20 protein-coding genes are annotated in these 18,359 nt (G+C 68.2%); 11 read left to right on the top strand and 9 right to left on the bottom strand.

Going from position 1 to position 18,359, the window contains the following annotated elements; genetic code table 11:
* Positions 1-22 precede the first annotated feature (22 nt).
* The 3 genes from A5708_RS02735 to A5708_RS02725 all read left to right on the top strand — a co-directional run bounded on the left by A5708_RS02735 (position 23) and on the right by A5708_RS02725 (position 5,077).
* On the top strand, positions 23-730 hold the full coding sequence (locus A5708_RS02735; protein ID WP_065027149.1) for a PAS and ANTAR domain-containing protein: 708 nt from the start codon (positions 23-25) through the stop codon (positions 728-730).
* Between the two features lie 130 nt (positions 731-860).
* The gene (locus A5708_RS02730; RefSeq protein WP_065027148.1) at positions 861-1,220 is read left to right on the top strand and encodes an STAS domain-containing protein; all 360 of its coding nucleotides are present in this window, start codon (positions 861-863) and stop codon (positions 1,218-1,220) included.
* A complete protein-coding gene (locus A5708_RS02725) occupies positions 1,217-5,077 on the top strand; it encodes a SpoIIE family protein phosphatase (protein WP_065027147.1) in 3,861 nt (1,286 codons plus the stop codon). The genes A5708_RS02730 and A5708_RS02725 overlap by 4 nt, the downstream gene beginning before the upstream one ends.
* 4 nt (positions 5,078-5,081) lie before the next feature.
* Here the strand turns inward: A5708_RS02725 and A5708_RS02720 are convergent, their stop codons facing one another.
* Entirely contained in the window at positions 5,082-5,357 is a 276-nt protein-coding gene (locus tag A5708_RS02720; protein WP_155765859.1) for a hypothetical protein, read from the bottom strand.
* A gap of 72 nt (positions 5,358-5,429) precedes the next feature.
* Between A5708_RS02720 and A5708_RS02715 the strand changes: the two genes are divergently transcribed.
* A complete protein-coding gene (locus A5708_RS02715) occupies positions 5,430-5,696 on the top strand; it encodes an Rv1535 domain-containing protein (protein ID WP_065027145.1) in 267 nt (88 codons plus the stop codon).
* A 15-nt stretch (positions 5,697-5,711) separates the two neighbouring features.
* On the opposite strand, the gene A5708_RS02710 is transcribed toward A5708_RS02715, so the two are convergent.
* The 4 genes from A5708_RS02710 to A5708_RS02695 all read right to left on the bottom strand — a co-directional run bounded on the left by A5708_RS02710 (position 5,712) and on the right by A5708_RS02695 (position 8,630).
* On the bottom strand, positions 5,712-6,158 hold the full coding sequence (locus tag A5708_RS02710; protein WP_065027144.1) for a hypothetical protein: 447 nt from the start codon (positions 6,156-6,158) through the stop codon (positions 5,712-5,714).
* Positions 6,159-6,247: 89 nt separating this feature from the next.
* Positions 6,248-7,084: an exodeoxyribonuclease III gene (locus A5708_RS02705; protein ID WP_196772514.1), complete on the bottom strand. Its 837-nt coding sequence runs from the start codon at positions 7,082-7,084 to the stop codon at positions 6,248-6,250.
* Between the two features lie 41 nt (positions 7,085-7,125).
* Entirely contained in the window at positions 7,126-8,037 is a 912-nt protein-coding gene (locus A5708_RS02700) for a GCN5 family acetyltransferase (protein ID WP_065027142.1), read from the bottom strand.
* Positions 8,037-8,630: a peptide deformylase gene (locus tag A5708_RS02695; RefSeq protein WP_065027141.1), complete on the bottom strand. Its 594-nt coding sequence runs from the start codon at positions 8,628-8,630 to the stop codon at positions 8,037-8,039. The genes A5708_RS02700 and A5708_RS02695 overlap by 1 nt, the downstream gene beginning before the upstream one ends.
* A gap of 202 nt (positions 8,631-8,832) precedes the next feature.
* Here A5708_RS02695 and A5708_RS02690 point away from each other — a divergent pair, with 202 nt between their 5' ends.
* The 7 genes from A5708_RS02690 to A5708_RS02660 are packed head-to-tail and all read left to right on the top strand — an operon-like array spanning position 8,833 to position 13,958.
* The gene (locus A5708_RS02690; protein ID WP_007768412.1) at positions 8,833-9,141 is read left to right on the top strand and encodes a DUF3263 domain-containing protein; all 309 of its coding nucleotides are present in this window, start codon (positions 8,833-8,835) and stop codon (positions 9,139-9,141) included.
* 19 nt (positions 9,142-9,160) lie between these two features.
* Positions 9,161-9,637 (top strand): LytR C-terminal domain-containing protein, encoded by a 477-nt coding sequence (locus A5708_RS02685; RefSeq protein WP_065027140.1) that lies wholly within the window; start codon positions 9,161-9,163, stop codon positions 9,635-9,637.
* 21 nt (positions 9,638-9,658) lie between these two features.
* Entirely contained in the window at positions 9,659-10,324 is a 666-nt protein-coding gene (gene sodC / locus A5708_RS02680) for a superoxide dismutase[Cu-Zn] (protein ID WP_065027139.1), read from the top strand.
* Positions 10,305-11,444, top strand: a complete 1,140-nt coding sequence (locus A5708_RS02675) for a glutamate--cysteine ligase (RefSeq protein WP_065027138.1) — start codon at positions 10,305-10,307, stop codon at positions 11,442-11,444. The genes sodC and A5708_RS02675 overlap by 20 nt, the downstream gene beginning before the upstream one ends.
* Entirely contained in the window at positions 11,444-12,082 is a 639-nt protein-coding gene (locus A5708_RS02670) for an LON peptidase substrate-binding domain-containing protein (protein WP_065027137.1), read from the top strand. Before A5708_RS02675 ends, A5708_RS02670 begins: the two co-directional genes overlap by 1 nt.
* 29 nt (positions 12,083-12,111) lie before the next feature.
* On the top strand, positions 12,112-13,134 hold the full coding sequence (locus A5708_RS02665) for a TIGR03617 family F420-dependent LLM class oxidoreductase (protein WP_065027136.1): 1,023 nt from the start codon (positions 12,112-12,114) through the stop codon (positions 13,132-13,134).
* The gene (locus tag A5708_RS02660) at positions 13,131-13,958 is read left to right on the top strand and encodes an enoyl-CoA hydratase-related protein (RefSeq protein ID WP_065027135.1); all 828 of its coding nucleotides are present in this window, start codon (positions 13,131-13,133) and stop codon (positions 13,956-13,958) included. The genes A5708_RS02665 and A5708_RS02660 overlap by 4 nt, the downstream gene beginning before the upstream one ends.
* Here the strand turns inward: A5708_RS02660 and A5708_RS02655 are convergent.
* Genes A5708_RS02655 through A5708_RS02640 form a run of 4 tightly spaced genes read right to left on the bottom strand, consistent with a single transcriptional unit; the run spans position 13,953 to position 18,341 of the window.
* On the bottom strand, positions 13,953-14,537 hold the full coding sequence (locus A5708_RS02655; protein WP_065027134.1) for a TetR/AcrR family transcriptional regulator: 585 nt from the start codon (positions 14,535-14,537) through the stop codon (positions 13,953-13,955). The genes A5708_RS02660 and A5708_RS02655 overlap by 6 nt on opposite strands.
* Positions 14,534-15,454, bottom strand: coding sequence for an SDR family NAD(P)-dependent oxidoreductase (locus A5708_RS02650; protein WP_065027174.1), 921 nt, complete (start codon positions 15,452-15,454; stop codon positions 14,534-14,536). The genes A5708_RS02655 and A5708_RS02650 overlap by 4 nt, the downstream gene beginning before the upstream one ends.
* Positions 15,451-16,908 (bottom strand): acyl-CoA reductase, encoded by a 1,458-nt coding sequence (locus A5708_RS02645; RefSeq protein ID WP_081292791.1) that lies wholly within the window; start codon positions 16,906-16,908, stop codon positions 15,451-15,453. Before A5708_RS02645 ends, A5708_RS02650 begins: the two co-directional genes overlap by 4 nt.
* The gene (locus A5708_RS02640; protein WP_065027176.1) at positions 16,905-18,341 is read right to left on the bottom strand and encodes a hypothetical protein; all 1,437 of its coding nucleotides are present in this window, start codon (positions 18,339-18,341) and stop codon (positions 16,905-16,907) included. Before A5708_RS02640 ends, A5708_RS02645 begins: the two co-directional genes overlap by 4 nt.
* Positions 18,342-18,359: the final 18 nt, after the last annotated feature.

Here is an 18,359-nt window from a genome sequence, read left to right as displayed (position 1 = left end):
CCCGTAGTGGAAAAATGCAAACGTGCAACAGCGCGGGCGAACAGGGGAATCGTCATCAAACGGGGACGGTGTTCGATTTTCCGAGCCTGGCGAGCCGGCCCCCGGGTATCTGAACATCGGAGCGTTCCGCTTCTGGTTCGTCGGACAACGCTGGGAATGGTCAGACGAGGTCGCCAGGATGCACGGCTACGAGCCGGGCGAGGTCGTGCCGACGACCGAACTGCTGTTGTCGCACAAGCATCCCGACGATCGAGCGCATGTGCAGGAGCTGCTCGACCATGCCCTGCAGTCCGAGGAGTCGTTCTCGAGCCGGCACCGGTTCATCGACACCGCGGGCGCGGTGCACGACGCTATCGTCGTCGCCGACCGCATGCTGGACGAGGCGGGCGCCGTGCTGGGCACCGAGGGCTACTACATCGACCTCACCAACACGTTCGACGAGACCCGGCAGGCGGTGCTCGATACCGAACTGCCGGACCTGTTCGAGAGCCGCGCGGCCATCGAACAGGCCAAGGGCGTGCTGATGTACGTGTACCGGGTGAGCGCCGAGCACGCGTTTCGCGTGCTGCAGTGGCGGTCGCAAGAGACCAACGTGAAACTGCGTGCACTGGCCAAGCAGCTGCTCGCCGATGTCGCCACCCTGCCGGCACCGGTTGCCGCCCTGCAGAGTCAGTTCGACCATTTGCTGCTGACCGTGCACGAGAGGATTCCTCCCGAGCCCACTGGGTAACCAACGAATCGTTAAACGCGCAGTTCGGGTACGGGTTAATCTCTGGGGATCTGCGATGCGCAACCGCGCATCTCCGCCGCGTGAGCGGGCTTAGCGGCTGCAGATCCCAACGTAGGTTGCGGCGAAAGGCATGAAGTTGTTGGCGGTCGAACACGAGGCCCACGACGACGTAGTGATCGTGAGCGTCAAGGGCGATGTCGACTCCAGTACCGTCGGTGAGCTCGCCGCTCACCTGACCACCGCGCTCGAGCTCGCCTCGGCGCAGCCGGTCCGACCGGTGGTGATCGACTTGCAGGCTGTTGATTTCTTCGGCAGCGCGGCGTTGAACGCGGTGCTCGACTGTCACGAGGATGCGAAATCCGGCGGAACGTCGGTTCGGCTGGTCGCCGAACACGATCAGGTGCTGCGACCGATGCAGGTCACCGAGTTGGACCGGGTGTTCGACATCTACCCGACGCTGTCCGCGGCGTTGCAACGAAGACGACAGTGAAGGAGTCGCGACTGCCGGCTGACCTGGCCGCTGCTGTTTCGTTGGGCGGCGAGATGGGCCGGCGGTTCGCCGAATACGACTGGGACGCTCATCCCCTGGGACCACCGCGGGACTGGCCGGGCGAGATGCGGGCAGCGGTCGCCACGACCCTGGCCTCGAGGTTCCCGCTCGTGCTGTGGCTGGACACCGCGGACCTGTTCGTGGTGTACAACGACGCCTACACGGAGATCCTCGGCGACAAGCTCGACTCCTTCGGCCAGCCCGGCCGCGTCGTGTGGTGGGACATCTGGGACTCGATCGGCCCGATGCTGGCCGGTGTCATCGCAACCGGTGAGGCGACCTGGTCGCGTGACCTGATGTTGCCGATGGTGACCGCCGGGCGCCGCGTCGAGCGGTTCTTCACCTTCACCTACAGCCCGCTGATGGGCGCCGACGGCAAGCCCTTCGGCATCTTCTGCCCCTCCTACGAGACCACCGATCGGGTGCTGAGTGAGCGCCGCCTGCACCTGCTCAACACGGTCGCCTCCGCGATAGTCGGCAGCCGCAGCATCGACGACGCGGTCGGTGTCGCGGTCGGGGTGTGCGCGTCACAGCCCGCCGACCTGTCGTTCATCGCCGTCTACGCCGACGCCGGCGACGCGGGCGACATCACGCTGCGCGGCGCGACGCCATCGGTCCGGGCGCTGCTGCCCGACGAATTGGCGCAGCTGACCGAATGGGATGCGGCACGGTCCCGTGCCGAGGTCAAAGTCATCGACGACGTCGCGGGCGCGATCCCCGGCATCGACGATGTCCTGGGTGCCGACTGTCCGCACGAGGCTCTGGTGCTGCCGCTCGGGGAGGCCTCGACCGCGGGAGCGCTGGTGATCGGTGCCAGCCCGAGGCGCCCCCTCGACACGCAGTTTCACGGTTTCTGCCAGCTGCTGGCCGACCAGTTGACGTCGACATTCGCCACGATCGCCTCCTACGAGCAGCAACGGCATCGCGCCGATGCGCTGGCCGAACTGGACCGGGCGAAGACCGCGTTTCTGACCAACGTCAGCCACGAGTTCCGCACCCCGCTGACCCTGCTGCTCGGACCGCTTGACGACGCACTGTCCGACGCCGCGCCGGAAAGCGTTCTCGCGGAGCGGCTTACCACCGCGGGACGCAACGCGCGCCGTCTGCAGCGCCTGGTGGACTCGCTGCTCGACTTCTCCCGCATTGAGGCCGGCCGGGCCAACGCGAAGCTGATGCGCACCGACGTCGGCGCACTCACCGAGCAGATCGCGTCGTCGTTCGCCGAACTGTGCCAGCGGGCGGGGCTCGAGCTGGAGCTGGACTGCGCGCCGGCCCTGGCCGATGTCGATCCGGGCATGTGGGAGACCATCGTCCTCAATCTGCTGTCCAATGCGGTCAAATACACGCTGCAGGGCACGATTTCGGTGCAGGTGCGAACCGAATCCGGGGATTGTGTGATCGCCGTGCGCGACACCGGGGTGGGGATCGGCGCCGAGGATCAGAAGCTGCTGTTCGAGCGCTTCTACCGGGCCGACAACGTTCGTGGCCGCAGCGTCGAGGGCACCGGGATCGGGTTGTCTTTGGTCCGGGGGCTGGTCGACCTGCAACGGGGCACGGTGGCGATCGACAGCGAAGTGGACCGCGGGACGACCGTCACCATCCGGGTGCCACGATCGGTCTCGGGGGCGGTCATCGAGCCGTCGCCCGCCGGGTTGGATGAGACCAACCCGTATGTCGCGGAGGCCAGTCAGTGGGTGATGACGGCCGCCGAACCCGGCGCCGCACCCGGGACGACCCGCCAACTGGTGCTGATCGCCGACGACAACGCCGACATGCGGGCGCACCTGGACCGGGTGCTGTCGGCGCGGTGGGAGACGGTACTGGTCGGCGACGGCGAGTCGGCACTGGCCGCCACGCGGAACCTGCGCCCGGACGCGATCGTCACCGACGTGATGATGCCCGGGCTCGACGGCTTCGGATTCGTCGCCGCCGTGCGCGCTGACCCGGAATTGGCGGCGACCCCGATCCTGATGCTGTCCGCCCGGGCCGGCGCGGAGGCCGTCAACGAGGGCTACGCCGGCGGGGCCGACGACTACCTGCCCAAGCCGTTCCGGTCCCAAGAGCTGATCGATCGGTTGGCGTCGAGATTGTCCGCGGTCGGCCGCGAGCGGGACCGGCAGCGCCGCGAGGCGCAGTCGCTCCTGGCCTCGGACCTGGTGCACCTCGACTCGGCGCTGCAGGGCACCAGCTCGGTCGGCGGGATCATGGACGCCCTGCTGGGCTCCTCCTTCGGCTCCGGCGACGCCGGCGCCCTCGCGATCGGGGTGGTCGACGGCGAGCACTACCTGCGGTTCGAATACGCCGGCGACCTGCCCGCGGAGTTCCGGGACCGCTACCACGTCGTCGCGCTCGACGCCCCGTTGATCGGGGCCGACGTCGCCCGCACCGGTCAGTCGATGGTCGTCGCCGACACGTTCGACCTGCCGCCGCGCTACGAGCACGCCGTGCAGGACAGCGCGGCGAGCATCCGCGCCTGCGTGAGCCACCCGCTGCGGGACGGCTCCGGCCGCATCCTGGGTGTGCTCGCGTTGTTGTGGCCCGCGCCGCGCGAATTCGACGCCGGCGAACTCGACGCCTTCGCCCGGATGGCCGAGCTGACGTCCGCGGCCCTGGACCGGGTGCGGCTGATGGCCCGCGAACATGAGATCGCCGTCGACTTCCAAGAGCACCTGCTCGACTTGGATCGCGGCTCCACCGCCGCGGTCGTGTCGGCCGTCTACCAGCCGGCGGGCGAGGCGATGCGGGTCGGCGGTGACTGGTACTCGGTCACCCCGCTGGACCACCCCGGCCGGATCGCGATATCGGTCGGCGACGTGGTCGGCCACGGCCTGGCCGCGGCGATCGTGATGAGCAGGCTGCGCGCCGCGGTCGCCGCGTCCGCGCTGACCGCGGGCGAGCCGGACGCGGTGCTGGGCGCGCTGGACCGCTACGCCGCCAGCGTCGACGGCGCGCGCTGCGCGACGGTGGCGTACGCGCAGATCGACACCGAAGCTCGCGACGGCGTCGCCACCGTCAGCTACAGCTGCGCCGGACACCCGTACCCGCTGCTGGTGCTGCCCGACGGGCGGGCGATCTACCTGGAATCCGGCCGGCGTGCCCCGGTGTCGGTGACGGGATACGGCGCCCACGACCCGGCGGGCGCGCCGCTCGGCGACACCGCGACGGCCGAGCTGCCGGCGGGCGGGCTGATCCTGCTCTACACCGACGGACTCATCGAACGGCCCGGCGAAACGCTCGACGACGGATTCGACCGGCTGCAGGCGGCCGCGGCGCAGTGCGCCGGGCTGCCGGTGGAACGGATCTGCGCGGAGTTGCTGTCCCGGATGGCCCCGCCGTCCGGCTACCGCGACGACGTCGTGGTGCTCGCGCTACGGCCCAGCCACCTGGCCGCGGGCAGCTTCGCCACCGTGGTGCCGGCCGCACCCGCTCAGATTCCGGTCGCGCGCGAGCAGCTGCGGGACTGGCTGCACGCCATCGTCGTCGTGCCGCGTCGGCAAACGGACATCCTGTTGGCGACCGGTGAAGCCGTCACCAACGCGATCGAACACGGCAGCCGCAATGAGCCACGCCAGACGGTGTCCATCGAGGCCTTCCTGCATCTGGGCACCGTCGCGGTCACCGTCAGCGATACCGGGCAGTGGATCGGCGATTCGTCGGCCAGCCTGCGCAGCCGCCGCCGCGGGCGCGGGCTCACGCTGATGAGCGGATTGGCCGACAACGTGGAGACGCTGCGTACCTCGGCGGGCACCCGCGTCACCCTGCGCTTCGACGACGCCGTCGCGGGGGCGGCGAACTGACCGGCTAGGCCTCCTCCATCGCCTCGCCGAGCTCCTCCAGCAGCTTGTTGTGGTGGCTGCTTGCCAGGAAGTGTCCGGCGGCGATGACCAGGGCGACCGGCCAGTCGATGAGTTCGAGGGCCGCCAGGGCCGCCAGCCCGCCGAAGTAGGCCAGCTGCTCTGGCCTGGGGATTTCCACCTGACCGACCGCCGGCAGGTTGACCACAAATGTTTCGCCCTCGCGGACCTTCTCCACCGCCTCGCGCTGGGTCGTGCCGCGCCGCGACTTCTTTTCCGCCATCATTTGCCTTTCGGTAACGAAGGGTTTCCCGTCTCGCTGGGTCGCGCGTCCAACGTCGGACTTATGTCGACGATGACCGACACCGGGGGCGATCCGCTAGTTTCGTCGTTTGCTTCGGTGCTCAGGGTGCCGCTACTCGAACTCTATGCGCTGTTGTGGCGCGTGGGGGTCGTCGAGATCCGGCACAGCGATCGGGAGCCTCGTCGCGGCGCGAACGCGCGGCCCCGGGTGGTCCGGGGCCCGATCTGTCCGGATCCGTCCGCCCACGCCGAAGATCGCGTGGTGCGCTGGCCGCTGCCGCAACCGGACCCGCCGGTGTACAGCCGAGCAACCGGCTGATCGGCGTCGGTTCGCCTAGTTGGTGCTGCGCAACCCAGGGGAGCCCGCCCGGCGTCCGGCCGTTTTCTTGGCCGTGGACTTGCTGGCGGTTTTCGCGGGCGGCGATTTTCGCGGGGCCGACTCCGCCGGCACCGCTTTGAGGTTCGCTTTGACCGCCCGGGGCTCGGCCCCCTGCTTGCGGCTCAGCTTCTGCAACAGCAGGGCGCTGCCGCCGACCGCCAACAGCAGCGGCCACTCCACCAATCCGGCGACCCCCAGCGCGCCGAAGGCCAGCGCGGCCGCGGGCGCCGAGTGGCTGCCGCTGTTCATCCCGCGCTTGACGCCCTCCGCGGCGCCGGTGACACCGCCGATGACCCCGTTGACCGCCGCGCCGCCCACGGCACCGGCGGCCGCGGTCGTCGCGGTCGCCGCGCGGTTCACCGCCTGACTCACGCCTCGGACTGCTCCGCCGATGACACTCATGATGACTCCCTGCTCTTGCTACTGATTTTTAAAGCCTGCCACCAAGCCATCGCGCAGACAACGAGAAGCCGCACGAAATTTGCCCGAGCTTAATGCGAGGCCGGGCCGTTGGGCCGTGGCTGGTCACGCCTCACATCGATGAGCACCGGCGCGTGATCGCTGGCCGCCTTGCCCTTGCGTTCTTCGCGGACGATCTGCGCGTCGGTCACGCGGCCCGCCAAAGCCGGTGAGCCCAGGATGAAATCGATGCGCATGCCCTGTCGCTTCGGGAATCGCAGCTGGGTGTAGTCCCAATACGTGTAGACCCCGGGACCCGGAGCGAAAGGGCGTACCAAATCGGTGAATTGCGCCTCGACGATGGCCTCGAACGCGCGGCGTTCCGGCTCCGAGACATGCGTGGCGCCGGCGAAGAACTCCATGCTCCAGACGTCGTCGTCCTGCGGGGCGATGTTCCAGTCGCCGGCCAGTGCGATCGCGGCGGTGGGATCGTCGCGCAGCCAACCTTCCGCCGAATCATGCAGTGCGGCAAGCCATTCGAGTTTGTACGTGTAGTGCGGATCGGCCAGGGCGCGGCCGTTGGGAATGTAGAGGCTCCACATCCGGACGCCGCCGCACGTGGCGGCCAGGGCGCGTGCCTCCGCGGTGGCGGCGACTTCGGGCTTGCTGCTCCAGCTGGGCTGGCCGTCGAAGCCGATCTGAACATCGTCGAGACCGACACGCGACGCGATCGCGACGCCGTTCCACTGGTTGAAACCGACGTGGGCCACCTCGTAGCCGAGTTCGAAGAACGGCAGGGTGGGGAACTGGCTGTCAGAGCATTTGGTCTCCTGCATCGCCAGCACGTCGACGTCGGCGCGGGCCAGCCAGTCGATGACGCGGGGCAGCCGGGAGCGAATCGAGTTGACGTTCCAGGTGGCCAGCCGCAGGCGCGACGGGTCGCCGCCGCCGATCGTTCCGTCGGGCATGGCTAGACGCTATCCCAGCCGGCGGAGCGCACCGGGAAGTAGCGGCGGCGGTGGTGCAGCCGGAATCCCAGCGCCGCGGCAAGCGTCGTCGCGCCCGTGTCGGGGACCCGCAGGTAGCCGCGCGTCGCGCCACGACCGGCGCCCCACGCCAATAACGCCTCGCACAAGTTCACCGCCGCCAGCTCGTCGGCGTAGTCCGCGGAGCGCACGCACGAGATGCCCACCCAGCGAGCGCCATCGGGTGCGCCGGTCACCGCGGCGCGCGCGGCCGCTGCATCGCCGTGCCTTCCGAACGCGAGCTCCCCCTCGAGGACGGCGGTGAGCACGTCGACCGGAATGTCACCGCCGGATATCCGCAGCCAGGCGTCGTCGGGGCGCGCTGACAAGGCAACGGACGGGCCGGCATCGCGGGCCGGCGCATCGGAAAGATCGCGCACCACAACCCGTTCCGTGTGTTCGCCGGTCAGCCCGGGCGGCGACGGCAGCACCCGGTCGGGCAGGGCCAGTCGCGGCGTCAGGCCGCGGCGTTCATACCAGTCGACGATCGCCGGCACGGTGCCGATCTGAGCCGAAAGGTCAAGCGGCACCGCGGAATTGGCGGCAAGCCCGACGCCGTGGCCGGCCCGCAGCAGCCAGCCGTCCAGCCAGGAGTGCTCCGCGCCCGGCCAGGCCGCGGCGGCGGCATGCTCGAGCGCACGGATCTGCGAGGTCCGGATGGGGGTGTCGGTGAGCACCCGCAGCGCGACGGCGTCCGAGGGTGCGAACTCGACGACCGCGCCGGTCTTCGTCTGCACCCGCACCATCGGGTCGACCGCCAGCAGGTGGCCCACCGCATCGGTCAACGGCGGCACCGAACCGGCCGGGCGGCGGTAGCGAACCGTCACCCGGGTTCCCGGGTCGGGCCACGAAACCATCAGTGACCGAACGGGTCCGGTCCCTCGCCGGGCATCCAGGAGAGGCCGGGAACGCCCCAGTCGTGGGATTTGACGGCACGTTTCGCGCTGCGGGCGTGCCGGCCGACGAGGCGGTCCAGATAGAGGAAGCCGTCCAGATGCCCGGTCTCGTGCTGCAGCATCCGCGCGAACAGGTCGTTGCCTTCGATGGTGACCGGCCGGCCGTCGGCGTCGAGCCCGGTGACGCGGGCCCACTTGGCGCGGCCGGTCGGGAACGACTCGCCCGGCACCGACAGGCAGCCCTCGTCGTCGTTGTCCGGGTCGGGCATGGTCTCGGGTATCTCGGAGGTTTCCAAAACCGGGTTGACGACGACACCGCGCCGGCGATCGGTGCGGCCCCGGTCGTCGGCGCAGTCGTAGACGAAGACCCGCAGGCCGACCCCGATCTGGTTGGCCGCCAGCCCCACCCCGTGCGCGGCGTCCATGGTGTCGTACATGTTCGCGATCAACTCGGCCAGATCCGCCGGCAGTGAACCGTCGGCAGCGACCGGCACCGGCTGTGTCGGGGTATGCAGGACGGGATCTCCCACGATGCGGATCGGAACGACTGCCATGGTCGGCTAAGCTACCGCACGCTTGTGGGCTGCTCAGCCTGCGATCGGAGTCTGGGCAATCTTGGCCAATCGGCCGACTCGCGGGTCTGGATGACGGCTTGAGGGTTTGGCGCGTGTTTCAATATTCGCCGAAAGACGCCCATAGCTAAGTCAAGTCATTCGAGCAGTTCGGAATTCGCCGAAAGGGTCCAGGGGAAGCGATATGGACAGCGCCATGGCGCGGGCAAATCGATCGGGGGACGACTCTGAGATCGCAGATGGGCTGACCCGCCGCGAGCACGACATCCTGGCCTTCGAGCGCCAGTGGTGGAAGTTCGCCGGTGTGAAGGAAGACGCCATCAAGGAGTTGTTCTCCATGTCGGCGACGCGCTACTACCAAGTGCTCAACGCGCTCGTCGATCGGCCCGAGGCCCTGGCCGCCGACCCGATGCTGGTGAAACGGCTGCGCCGGCTGCGCGCCAGCAGGCAGAAGGCACGTGCGGCGCGGCGCCTCGGCTTCGAGGTGACCTGACTCGTTACAGTAGGGCTCGATGAAAGAACGAGTTCCCGACTCCACCGGGCTGCCCCTGCGGGCCATGGTGATGGTGCTGCTGTTCCTCGGCGTCATTTTCCTGCTGCTCGGTTGGCAGGCCCTGGGTTCGTCCGGGAGCTCTGACGACGATTCGGCGTCCGCGGTGTCCAGCGCGAGTGCCACCAGCTCCGCGTCGGCGTCGCCCACCGCCAAGCCGGCCGGCACCCAGGCCGAGGTGCAGATCTACAACATCTCCTCGAAAGAGGGCGTCGCCGCGCGCACCAAAGACCAGCTGACCTCCGCCGGCTTCAAAGTCACCAAGGTCGACAACATGACCGTGCCCGACGTCTCGTCCACCACGGTCTACTACACCGACGCCGGCGACGAGCACGCCACCGCCGATGCGGTGGGCAAGAATCTGGGCGCGCCCGTCGAACCGCGAATCCCCGCACTCAGTGGCGAGCCGCCGGGTGTCATCGTCCTTGTCGCGGGCTAGGTAGGCGATAGGCTGCTGGCTATGCGTAAGCTGCCTCTGGTTCTGGCCGGTGGCGTCGTGCTGTTGGGTGCCTGCTCGTCACCCGAGCACGTGTCATCGGTTCCGGGCACCACTCCCGCGATCTGGACCGGATCACCGTCGCCCTCGGCCGCCAAAGCTGCGGAGCCCGGGCCCGCGACCGCGCCGAGCATCACCACGCACCTGAAGGCGCCGGACGGCACCCAGGTCGCCACCGCGATGTTCGAATTCAACAACGGCTACGCCACCGTCACCATCGAGACGACCGCCAACGGCGTGCTCACACCGGGCTTTCACGATGTGCACATCCACAAGGTCGGCAAGTGCGAGCCCAACTCGGTCGCCCCGACCGGCGGCGCGCCCGGCGACTTCCTGTCCGCCGGCGACCACTTCCAGGCGCCCGGGCACACCGCCGAGCCCGCCAGTGGAGCCCTGCCCTCCTTGCTGGTGCGCCAGGACGGCTCCGGCACGTTGATGACCACCACGGACGCGTTCGGCATGGAGGATCTGCTCACCGGGCAGAAGACCGCAATCATCATCCACGCCGGTGCGGCCAACTCCGCCAACGCCGGAAGCAACAACCAGACCAATCCGGGCCCCAACGACATGACGATGAGTACCGGTGACCCCGGCAAGCGGGTGGCGTGCGGTGTCATCGGCGCCGGCTAATAGGGCGAACACCCACATCGACTTCGCCCGTTCGGCACGGCCGACCCTCGGGGTCGAATGGGAGTTCGCCCTCGTCGACGCGCACACCCGCGACCTGAGCAACGAGGCCACCGCGGTGATCGCCGAGATCGGCGAAAACCCGCGCGTCCACAAGGAATTGCTGCGCAACACCGTCGAGGTGGTCACCGGCATCTGCCAGTCCGCGGGCGAGGCCATGGAGGATCTGCGGCAGACCCTGGGGCCGGCGCGCCGCGTCGTGCGGGAGCGGGGCATGGAGTTGTTCTGCGCCGGCGCACACCCGTTCGCGCAGTGGACTTCTCAGAAGCTGACCGACGCCCCGCGCTATGCCGAACTGATCAAACGCACCCAATGGTGGGGGCGGCAGATGCTGATCTGGGGTGTGCACGTGCACGTCGGTATCTCGTCGCCGAACAAGGTGATGCCGATCATGACGTCGCTGCTGAACTACTACCCGCACCTGCTGGCGCTGTCGGCGTCGTCGCCGTGGTGGACGGGCGTGGACACCGGGTACGCCAGCAACCGGGCGATGATGTTTCAGCAGCTGCCCACCGCGGGCCTGCCGTTTCAATTTCAGACGTGGGCGGAATTCGAACGCTTCGTCTACGACCAGAAGAAGACCGGCATCATCGACCACGTCGACGAAGTCCGTTGGGACATCAGGCCTTCCCCGCACCTGGGTACGATCGAAATGCGGATCTGCGACGGCGTGTCCAACCTGCGCGAGCTGGGTGCGCTGGTCGCGCTGACGCACTGCCTGGTGGTCGATCTGGATCGCCGGCTGGAAGCCGACGAGTCGCTGCCGAGCATGCCGCCCTGGCACAACCAGGAGAACAAGTGGCGCGCCGCCCGCTACGGCCTGGACGCGGTGATCATCCTGGACGCCGACAGCAACGAGCGCTTGGTCACCGATGATCTCGACGACGTGCTGAACCGGCTGGAGCCGGTGGCCAGGAAGTTGAACTGCGTCGACGAGCTGGCCGCGGTGGCCGACATCCCCCGGCAGGGTGCCTCCTACCAGCGGCAGCGCCGGGTGGCCGAGGAACACGACGGCGACCTGCGTGCGGTCGTCGATGCGCTGGTGGCCGAACTGGAAATCTGATGACGGAACCCCTTGAACTGGCGATGTTTCCGCTGGAGTCGGCGCTGCTGCCCGACCACGACCTGCCGTTGCGGATCTTCGAGCCACGCTATGGCGCGCTGGTGCGGCACTGCATGGACACCGGCGACCCGTTCGGGGTGGTGCTGATCTCGCGCGGGCGTGAGGTCGGTGGCGGCGATGCGCGTTGCGACGTCGGGGTCCTGTCCCGAATCACCGAGTGCGTCGACCAAGGCGCCGGCCGATACGTGCTGAATTGCCGTACCGGGGATCGTATTCGGGTGTCGGAGTGGTTACCCGACGACCCGTATCCCCGGGCGAGGGTCACGCCGTGGCCCGACGAGCCCGGCGCTGCGGTGACGGACGATCAGCTGCTCGACGTCGAAGACCGGGCCATGGCACTGTTCGAGCGGATCGCGCAGGCGCGCGACATCAAGCTCCCCGGCCGCGAGGTGATCCTGGGCGACGACCGGGGCGGTCCGGCGGGAAAGCGCTTGTTCGCGTTGGCATCTCGGATCCCGATCGGCACCGCCGATCGCTATTCGGTGCTGTCGGCGCCGACGGCCGCCGACCGACTGATCGCGCTGCGCGAGGCCGTGGACGCGGTCGCCGAAGTGGTGGAGTTTCAGCTTTCCGAATGACCGGCGTGGTTGGCAAATAGGACGGGTGTATGAAGGTACAGCTTCAGGTCAGCGGTTCACCGGTGCAGGCGGCGGCGAGTGCCGCCGAGATCGCCGCGACGGGCGCGGACGGGTTGTTCACCTTCGAGGGCCAGCACGACGTCTTCTTCCCGCTGCTGATCGCCGCCGGAACGACGGGCCTGGACCTGATGACCAACGTGGCGATCGCGCCGCCGCGCAGCCCGTTACACATGGCGCACTCCGCCTACGATCTGCAGCTCCAAAGCGGCGGCCGGTTCCGGCTCGGCCTGGGCTCGCAGATCAAGGCGCACATCGAGAAGCGCTATGGCAGCAGCTGGGACAGGCCCGCGCCGCGGATGGCCGAAGCCATCGGCGCGATCAAGGCGATCTTCGCCGCGTGGGAAGGCAAGGCCCGCTTGGACTTCCGCGGCGAGTTCTATACGCACACCATCATGGCGCCCAACTTCAATCCCGGCCCCAACCCGTTCGGACCACCGCCGGTGCTGCTGGGTGCGCTGGGGCCGGTGATGACGCGCACCGCCGCCGAGGTTGCCGACGGCCTGTTGGTGATGCCGTTCAACAGCGCCCGTCACTTCGCCGAACGCACGGTGCCCGCCATCGACGAGGGGCTGCGCCGCTCGGGGCGTACGTTGAATGGGTTTCAGATCATCGCCCAGGCCATGGTGGCCGTCGGCCGCGACGAGGCCGACCTGGCGACCGCGATGGACGGGGTGGCCTCCCTCATCGCGTTTTACGGCTCCACGCCTGCGTACCTGCCCGTGCTGCAGGTCGAGGGTTGGGACGGCGTCCAGCCCGAACTCAACGCGCTGTCCAAGCAGGGCCGCTTCGCCGAGATGCGTGGGCTGATCACCGACGAGATGGTGGCCCGGATCGGGATCGTGGGAATGCCAGAGCAGTGTGCTGAGCAGATCGCCGCCCGGTTCGGCGAGCACGCCGACGAGGTGTGCTGTTACTTCCCGGGCTACACCCCGCGCCCCGCGGACGTCGCCGACATGATCGGCGCCCTGCACCGGGTGCCCGCCCTGCCATGAGCACCGACCTGACCGTCGAAATCGATTCGGGCGTGGCGGTACTGACGCTCAATCGGCCCGAACGGCTCAACGCCTACACCGCCGAGATGGGCGGGCTGCTGGGCCGCGCGTACCGGGAGTGCGACGACAACGACGACGTCCGGGCCATCGTGCTGACCGGCGCCGGGCGCGCCTTTTGTGCCGGGGCCGATTTCTCCGCCGACGCAAGCCCGTTCGACGCGCCCGCGGACCCCGGCCCCAAAGGCACGTTCTCGGCCTCGCCGATCACCCCGGCGGCGTTCGAGTTGCGCAAACCGGTGATCGCCGCGGTCAACGGCCACGCCGTCGGCATCGGGCTGACCATCGCGCTGCAGGCCGACATCCGCATCGTCGCTGAGGACGCGAAATACGGTGTGGTGCAGGTGCGCCGGGGTGTGCTGCCCGACTGCATGGCGCACTGGACGCTGACCCAGTTGACCACCCTGGGGGTCGCCGCCGACATCCTGCTCACCGGGCGCACGTTCGACGGTGTCGAGGCGGCCGCGCTCGGTGTCGCCAGCCGCGCGTTGCCCGCCGAGCGGGTGCTCGACCATGCGCTGACCATCGCCCGCGACATCGCCGTCAACGTGGCGCCGATGTCGGCGGCGCTGTGCAAGCGCCTGCTGTGGGACAGCGCGATCAATCGCTACACGCCGCGACAGGTCGCGGCGCTGGAAACCCTGCTGCACGAACGGGTGATGGGCGGCACCGACGCCGCCGAGGGCGTCGCCGCCTTCCTCGATCGTCGTGCGCCGCGCTTCACCGCACAGCTGTCCCGCGACTGGACGCCGCTTCCCGAGCTATGAACCGGCGTCCGCTGTCAGTAACTCGGCCAATGCGGCACCGAGGTTGTGCAGGTTGCTGTCCAGCGAATAGGTCCGGTCCAGAGTCCAGTTGAGGATGCCCCCGGACAGGGCGCCAACCATGATGTCCGCCAAGGTTTGTGCGTCGTGGCGCGCACTCACCTCGCCGCGCGCCACCCCCTCCTTGACCAGCTCGACAAACGTGTTGTGCAGATTGGATCCGCGCTGGATGCCGTAGCCGCTGGTGGCCAGCATCTCCCCGATCATCTCGCGGTAGGTGTCGCCCGATCCGGCCAGCGTCGCGGCGATGTCGTCGAACACGCCGACAAGCCGCGCCGGGATCGCCTCGTCGGCACGATCGAACACCACGTCGTGCAGGTTGACCAGCCGCTGCTCGGCCAGGGCGCGGATCATGTCCTGCCGGGTGGCGAAATGATTGAAGAACGTTCGGTTCGCCACGTCGGCGCGTTCGCAGATCTCCTCGATGGTGGTGGTCCCGACGCCGTGATCCAAGAACAGGTCGAAGGCGGCCGTGAGGATCCGCTCGCGCACCTCGCGTTTGCGCCGCTCTATCCTACTCATGGTGTGCCACAGAGCTTCTCGGAGAGGTCCCACAATTCGCCGGCGCGCCGCTCGTCGCGGGCGTGCGGTGCCGCCGCGCTGACCGCGCAGTCTTCCAGGTAGAGGCCGCCGCGGCCGGACAGGTCGGGGCTGACGGCGGCCCACACCTGGGTGGCCGCGCCCTGTTCGGGCATGACGAAGTCGAGCAAGCCGTCGGAGGGCTCGGGGCTGTTTTCGACGGCGAACTTACGCAGCTGGGAGAAGTCCTCGCGGGACATGTAGCGCGCGAGCGAGGTGGCCACCGTGCCGGGATGCACCGCGTAGCAGCGGATCCCGAATTCACCCAGGCGCCGGTCGGCCTCCACCGCGTGCAGGACGTTGGCGGTCTTGGCGGCGCCGTAGGCGACGAACTTGTCGTAGTCGCGGCGCTCCCAGTTGGGATCGTCGAAGTCGACGTCACCCATCACATGGCCGCCCGAGGACAGGATCACCACCCGCGCTCCGCCGGCGGCGGCGAGGTGGGGGACGAGCAACCGGGTGAGTTCGAAGTGCCCGAAATGGTTTGTCCCTATTTGCAGTTCGAAGCCGTCCCGGGTGCGGCCGAACGGGGTGAACATGACGCCTGCGTTGTTCATCAACACGTGCACCACCGGCGTGATGTCAGCGATCGCGCTCGCCGCCGCGCGAACGCTGGACAGCGCGGTGAGGTCGAGCTGCACCGTCGAGGTGTGGGCGCCGGGTATCTCGGCCGCGATCCACTGGGCCGTCTCCGCGAGCGCGTCGCGATTGCGGGCGGCCAGGATGACGTGCGCCCCCGCGGCGGCGAGCGCCCGGGCCGACTCGCGGCCCAACCCCGACGACGCGCCGGTGACGACACATGTCTTGCCGGACATGTCGATTCCGTCGATGACCCGAAGTGCGGTGGGGCGGTCGGTCATGCCGGTGCGGCCTGCCACAGCGGGACGACGACGCTAGGATCGCATTCCTCGTCGACGATCCATTTGCACATCCGCCGGATCGGCTCGATGGCGTCCTGCGGCATCGCGAGTGCCACGCTGCAGGCATATCCCAGGCTGGTCAGTCGCTGCGCGCCGAACAACGGCAGGGTGTCGCGCAGCCGGCGCTTGAGCGATTCGGGATAGATGCCGATGGTCTGCGTGTAGGCAGTCACGGCGGCGGTCACTTTGTCGATGCTATCCACCGGGACGATGTTGGCGACACGCCCCGACAACATCGGCGAATAATCGACCGGTTCGTCGATTTGAGAGACGACGATGGCACCCTCGCGTTGCTCGCCGCCGACCACGCGATAGAAATCCTCAGCCATTCGCGAGGCCTCGACATGGTCGAGCAGTTCACGGTCGGGGTAGCGCGGCGCGGTGCTGACGACCGCGGGCAGGCGGACAAGTTCGCGGTAGATCAGTTCGCCGAGCCGGTTGGCGTTGGCCAGGCCCGCGCCGTCGGTTCCGGTGAGCACGTAAATGACCCGGGCGTTGGCACAGCCTTCCTGGTTGGCCACGCCGATGTCGATCGCCGCGCGGCGGGCGACCTCGCGCAGGGTCTCGTCGTCGGTGAATGCCTCGGCACCGATGATGGTCGAGCTGCGTTTGGGGTCCAGTGCGATCAGCTCCAGGCCGGGCTGAATGTAGCGGGTCACGTGCCTGACCGACGCCAATCCGCCCCAGGCCACGATCTTTTCGATGTGGTGGGGCTGGTAAAGCGTTTCCTCGACGGCCAGATCGCCGCCCTTCCAGTAGCCGACGGCCAGATGCCTGGTGATCGGGTGGTCCGGTGCGACGTCGGCCAGGGTGCGGGCGATGGCGATCGCGGTCAGGGGATCGTTGGACGGCGCCTTGATGATGACGTCGGAGCGGGTAATCACCGAACGCAGGATGGTCACCGCCGAGACCAGTCCGCCGTTGCCCGCCGGGATGTGCAGCACGCGCGACCCGAACGCACGCACTCGCAATTCGCGGCCGTCGCTCAGCGTGTGCGGCACCCAACCGTTCAGGTAATCGAGCCCGACCTGGGTGTCGGCGATCTCGGTGACATTGGCGCGGGAAAACAGCGGCGGCAGAACGCGATAGCTGTTCTTGAGCATCTCCGCCGGCAACACGTTGGCAACCAGCGAGGCCTCATAGGCCTCCTGCAGGTGGGTGTTCGTTTCGAAGTTCAGCGCGTCGCCGAGGGCGGCGAGGACGTCGAGGATCTCGTCGAAGCTCAGCTCGTAGAGGTCGCTCATCTGGCCGGGGCTCTTCAGCGGCAGGCGCTCGACGTGCTTGCTCATGTCCGGCGCCTGGAATTGCGAGGCGCCGATGCGGGTCTCGAATGGCACCAGATCGTCGGTGATGACCCGGCCGCGCAAGAACAGCGGGACGGTATAGGCGATCACAGCTCCACGCCCTTCATGAAGTTGACCGCCTCGTCGTGCACCTCTTGCGTTGCGGCGCAGGTGATCCGGTCGTCCTCAACGCCCTGCTTCTCGCTGTAGCGGATGATGTCGTTCTCGAACGCGACGCTGGCCTGCCCGCACGGACAGTGCAGATCCCAGTCGATCGTGACCTCGTCGCCGGAGATGACGCCACCCCAGTGGGCGCGCAGCAGGATGTCGTACACGGCGGCGCGGCCGGTCTGAACCCCGGTCCTGGGCAGCGGCTCGCTGGTGTCGGGATCCAGCACGAATGGGATGACCCACGGCGCCACGTGATAGCGGCCCTGGCTGCATCCCCAGTGAAAGGTGCTCGATTCGGAGAAGCCGTAGCCGACCTGAATGCGGTCGACCCCAAGGAAATCTTTGATGACCTCCATGAAATCATCCGGCAGCGCAACGCCTTTCATGCCGCCGCCGGTGAGAATCGCCGAGTCGGGAGAGAAGACGTTGCGCACGCCGCGGTCCAGTCCGGCCTTGGCGATGTCGTACATCAGGTGGTAGGTGCCCAGCATGAACACCCGCTTGCCGCGCAGCTGGTCGGTGATCCGGGTGAAGAACGCATCCATGTCCTCGGCCTGGCGCGCCTGCATCGCGATGAACTCGTCCTTGCGGTCGGCGAGCGTCGGATCGATCTCGAGCCGATCGAGTTCGCCACGCGACGCCGCCGCACGCATCTTGGAGGCCAGGAACATCAGATCCGTGTCCACCGCAAAGGGATACAGCGCGTGAAATCTGGTCTCGTCGCCGCCGGTGAAACCCCGCTTGATCATGTCGGCGATGCGCAGATGGCCGAGCTTGCCGCTGGCGAAGTTGGGCCACACCACGTCGACCGACGGGTTAAGCTCCGCCTCGGTCGGTTCGCGACCAAAAGCCTGAAATAGGCAGATCTTCCACAGCGTCATGCCTTCTTCGGCGCCGCGCTTGTCCTTGGGCAGGATCGAGATGGTGCCGGTGGTCCCGCTGGAGGTGATGACCTCCAGCGGGCTCTGTGCGTCGAGACGATCTATCCAGTCGTCGATCCCGGTGCAGCCGGTGGTGTCCACGCCGGCCAGGTCGTAGCTGGTGAGCTTGTCCAGCCACTTGGTCATCAGGTCGAAGCGCTTCTTGTCGATCAGCGCCGCCGGGTAGGACTTGAAGGCGGTATGCGAGAACAGCAGCGGCACGACGTCATTGAATTGATCGAGCGCGCTGATGCCCAGTCGGTCGGCGAGCTTGCGCAGGATCTCGATGCTTTGATAGTGCTCGGCGAAGCGGATGCGCATGGCCTGGCGCTGCAGCTCTTCCAGCTCGGGGCGGCCGATGCTGTGCATCTGCGTGTAGGACTGGCCGAAGAAGCCGATCGGATCGTTCATGAACTCGTGCACGGCAAGTGCCGTCTTTTCCGTGGCCGTCATCAGGGATCCCTCGATTCG

The sequence above is a fragment of the Mycobacterium colombiense genome (assembly GCF_001672755.1).
GTDB classification, from domain to species: Bacteria; Actinomycetota; Actinomycetes; order Mycobacteriales; family Mycobacteriaceae; genus Mycobacterium; species Mycobacterium colombiense_C.
This window is presented reverse-complemented; position numbering and strand designations above follow the sequence as displayed.

Excerpts from the sequence above, each read along its gene's own strand:
- A5708_RS02730 (WP_065027148.1), top strand. The coding sequence starts at position 861 with ATGAAGTTGTTGGCGGTCGAACACGAGGCCCACGACGACGTAGTGATC.
- A5708_RS02720 (WP_155765859.1), bottom strand. The coding sequence starts at position 5,357 with ATGGCGGAAAAGAAGTCGCGGCGCGGCACGACCCAGCGCGAGGCGGTG.
- A5708_RS02715 (WP_065027145.1), top strand. The coding sequence starts at position 5,430 with ATGACCGACACCGGGGGCGATCCGCTAGTTTCGTCGTTTGCTTCGGTG.
- A5708_RS02710 (WP_065027144.1), bottom strand. The coding sequence starts at position 6,158 with ATGAGTGTCATCGGCGGAGCAGTCCGAGGCGTGAGTCAGGCGGTGAAC.
- A5708_RS02700 (WP_065027142.1), bottom strand. The coding sequence starts at position 8,037 with ATGGTTTCGTGGCCCGACCCGGGAACCCGGGTGACGGTTCGCTACCGC.
- A5708_RS02695 (WP_065027141.1), bottom strand. The coding sequence starts at position 8,630 with ATGGCAGTCGTTCCGATCCGCATCGTGGGAGATCCCGTCCTGCATACC.
- A5708_RS02690 (WP_007768412.1), top strand. The coding sequence starts at position 8,833 with ATGGACAGCGCCATGGCGCGGGCAAATCGATCGGGGGACGACTCTGAG.
- A5708_RS02685 (WP_065027140.1), top strand. The coding sequence starts at position 9,161 with ATGAAAGAACGAGTTCCCGACTCCACCGGGCTGCCCCTGCGGGCCATG.
- sodC (WP_065027139.1), top strand. The coding sequence starts at position 9,659 with ATGCGTAAGCTGCCTCTGGTTCTGGCCGGTGGCGTCGTGCTGTTGGGT.
- A5708_RS02670 (WP_065027137.1), top strand. The coding sequence starts at position 11,444 with ATGACGGAACCCCTTGAACTGGCGATGTTTCCGCTGGAGTCGGCGCTG.
- A5708_RS02665 (WP_065027136.1), top strand. The coding sequence starts at position 12,112 with ATGAAGGTACAGCTTCAGGTCAGCGGTTCACCGGTGCAGGCGGCGGCG.
- A5708_RS02660 (WP_065027135.1), top strand. The coding sequence starts at position 13,131 with ATGAGCACCGACCTGACCGTCGAAATCGATTCGGGCGTGGCGGTACTG.
- A5708_RS02655 (WP_065027134.1), bottom strand. The coding sequence starts at position 14,537 with ATGAGTAGGATAGAGCGGCGCAAACGCGAGGTGCGCGAGCGGATCCTC.
- A5708_RS02650 (WP_065027174.1), bottom strand. The coding sequence starts at position 15,454 with ATGACCGACCGCCCCACCGCACTTCGGGTCATCGACGGAATCGACATG.
- A5708_RS02640 (WP_065027176.1), bottom strand. The coding sequence starts at position 18,341 with ATGACGGCCACGGAAAAGACGGCACTTGCCGTGCACGAGTTCATGAAC.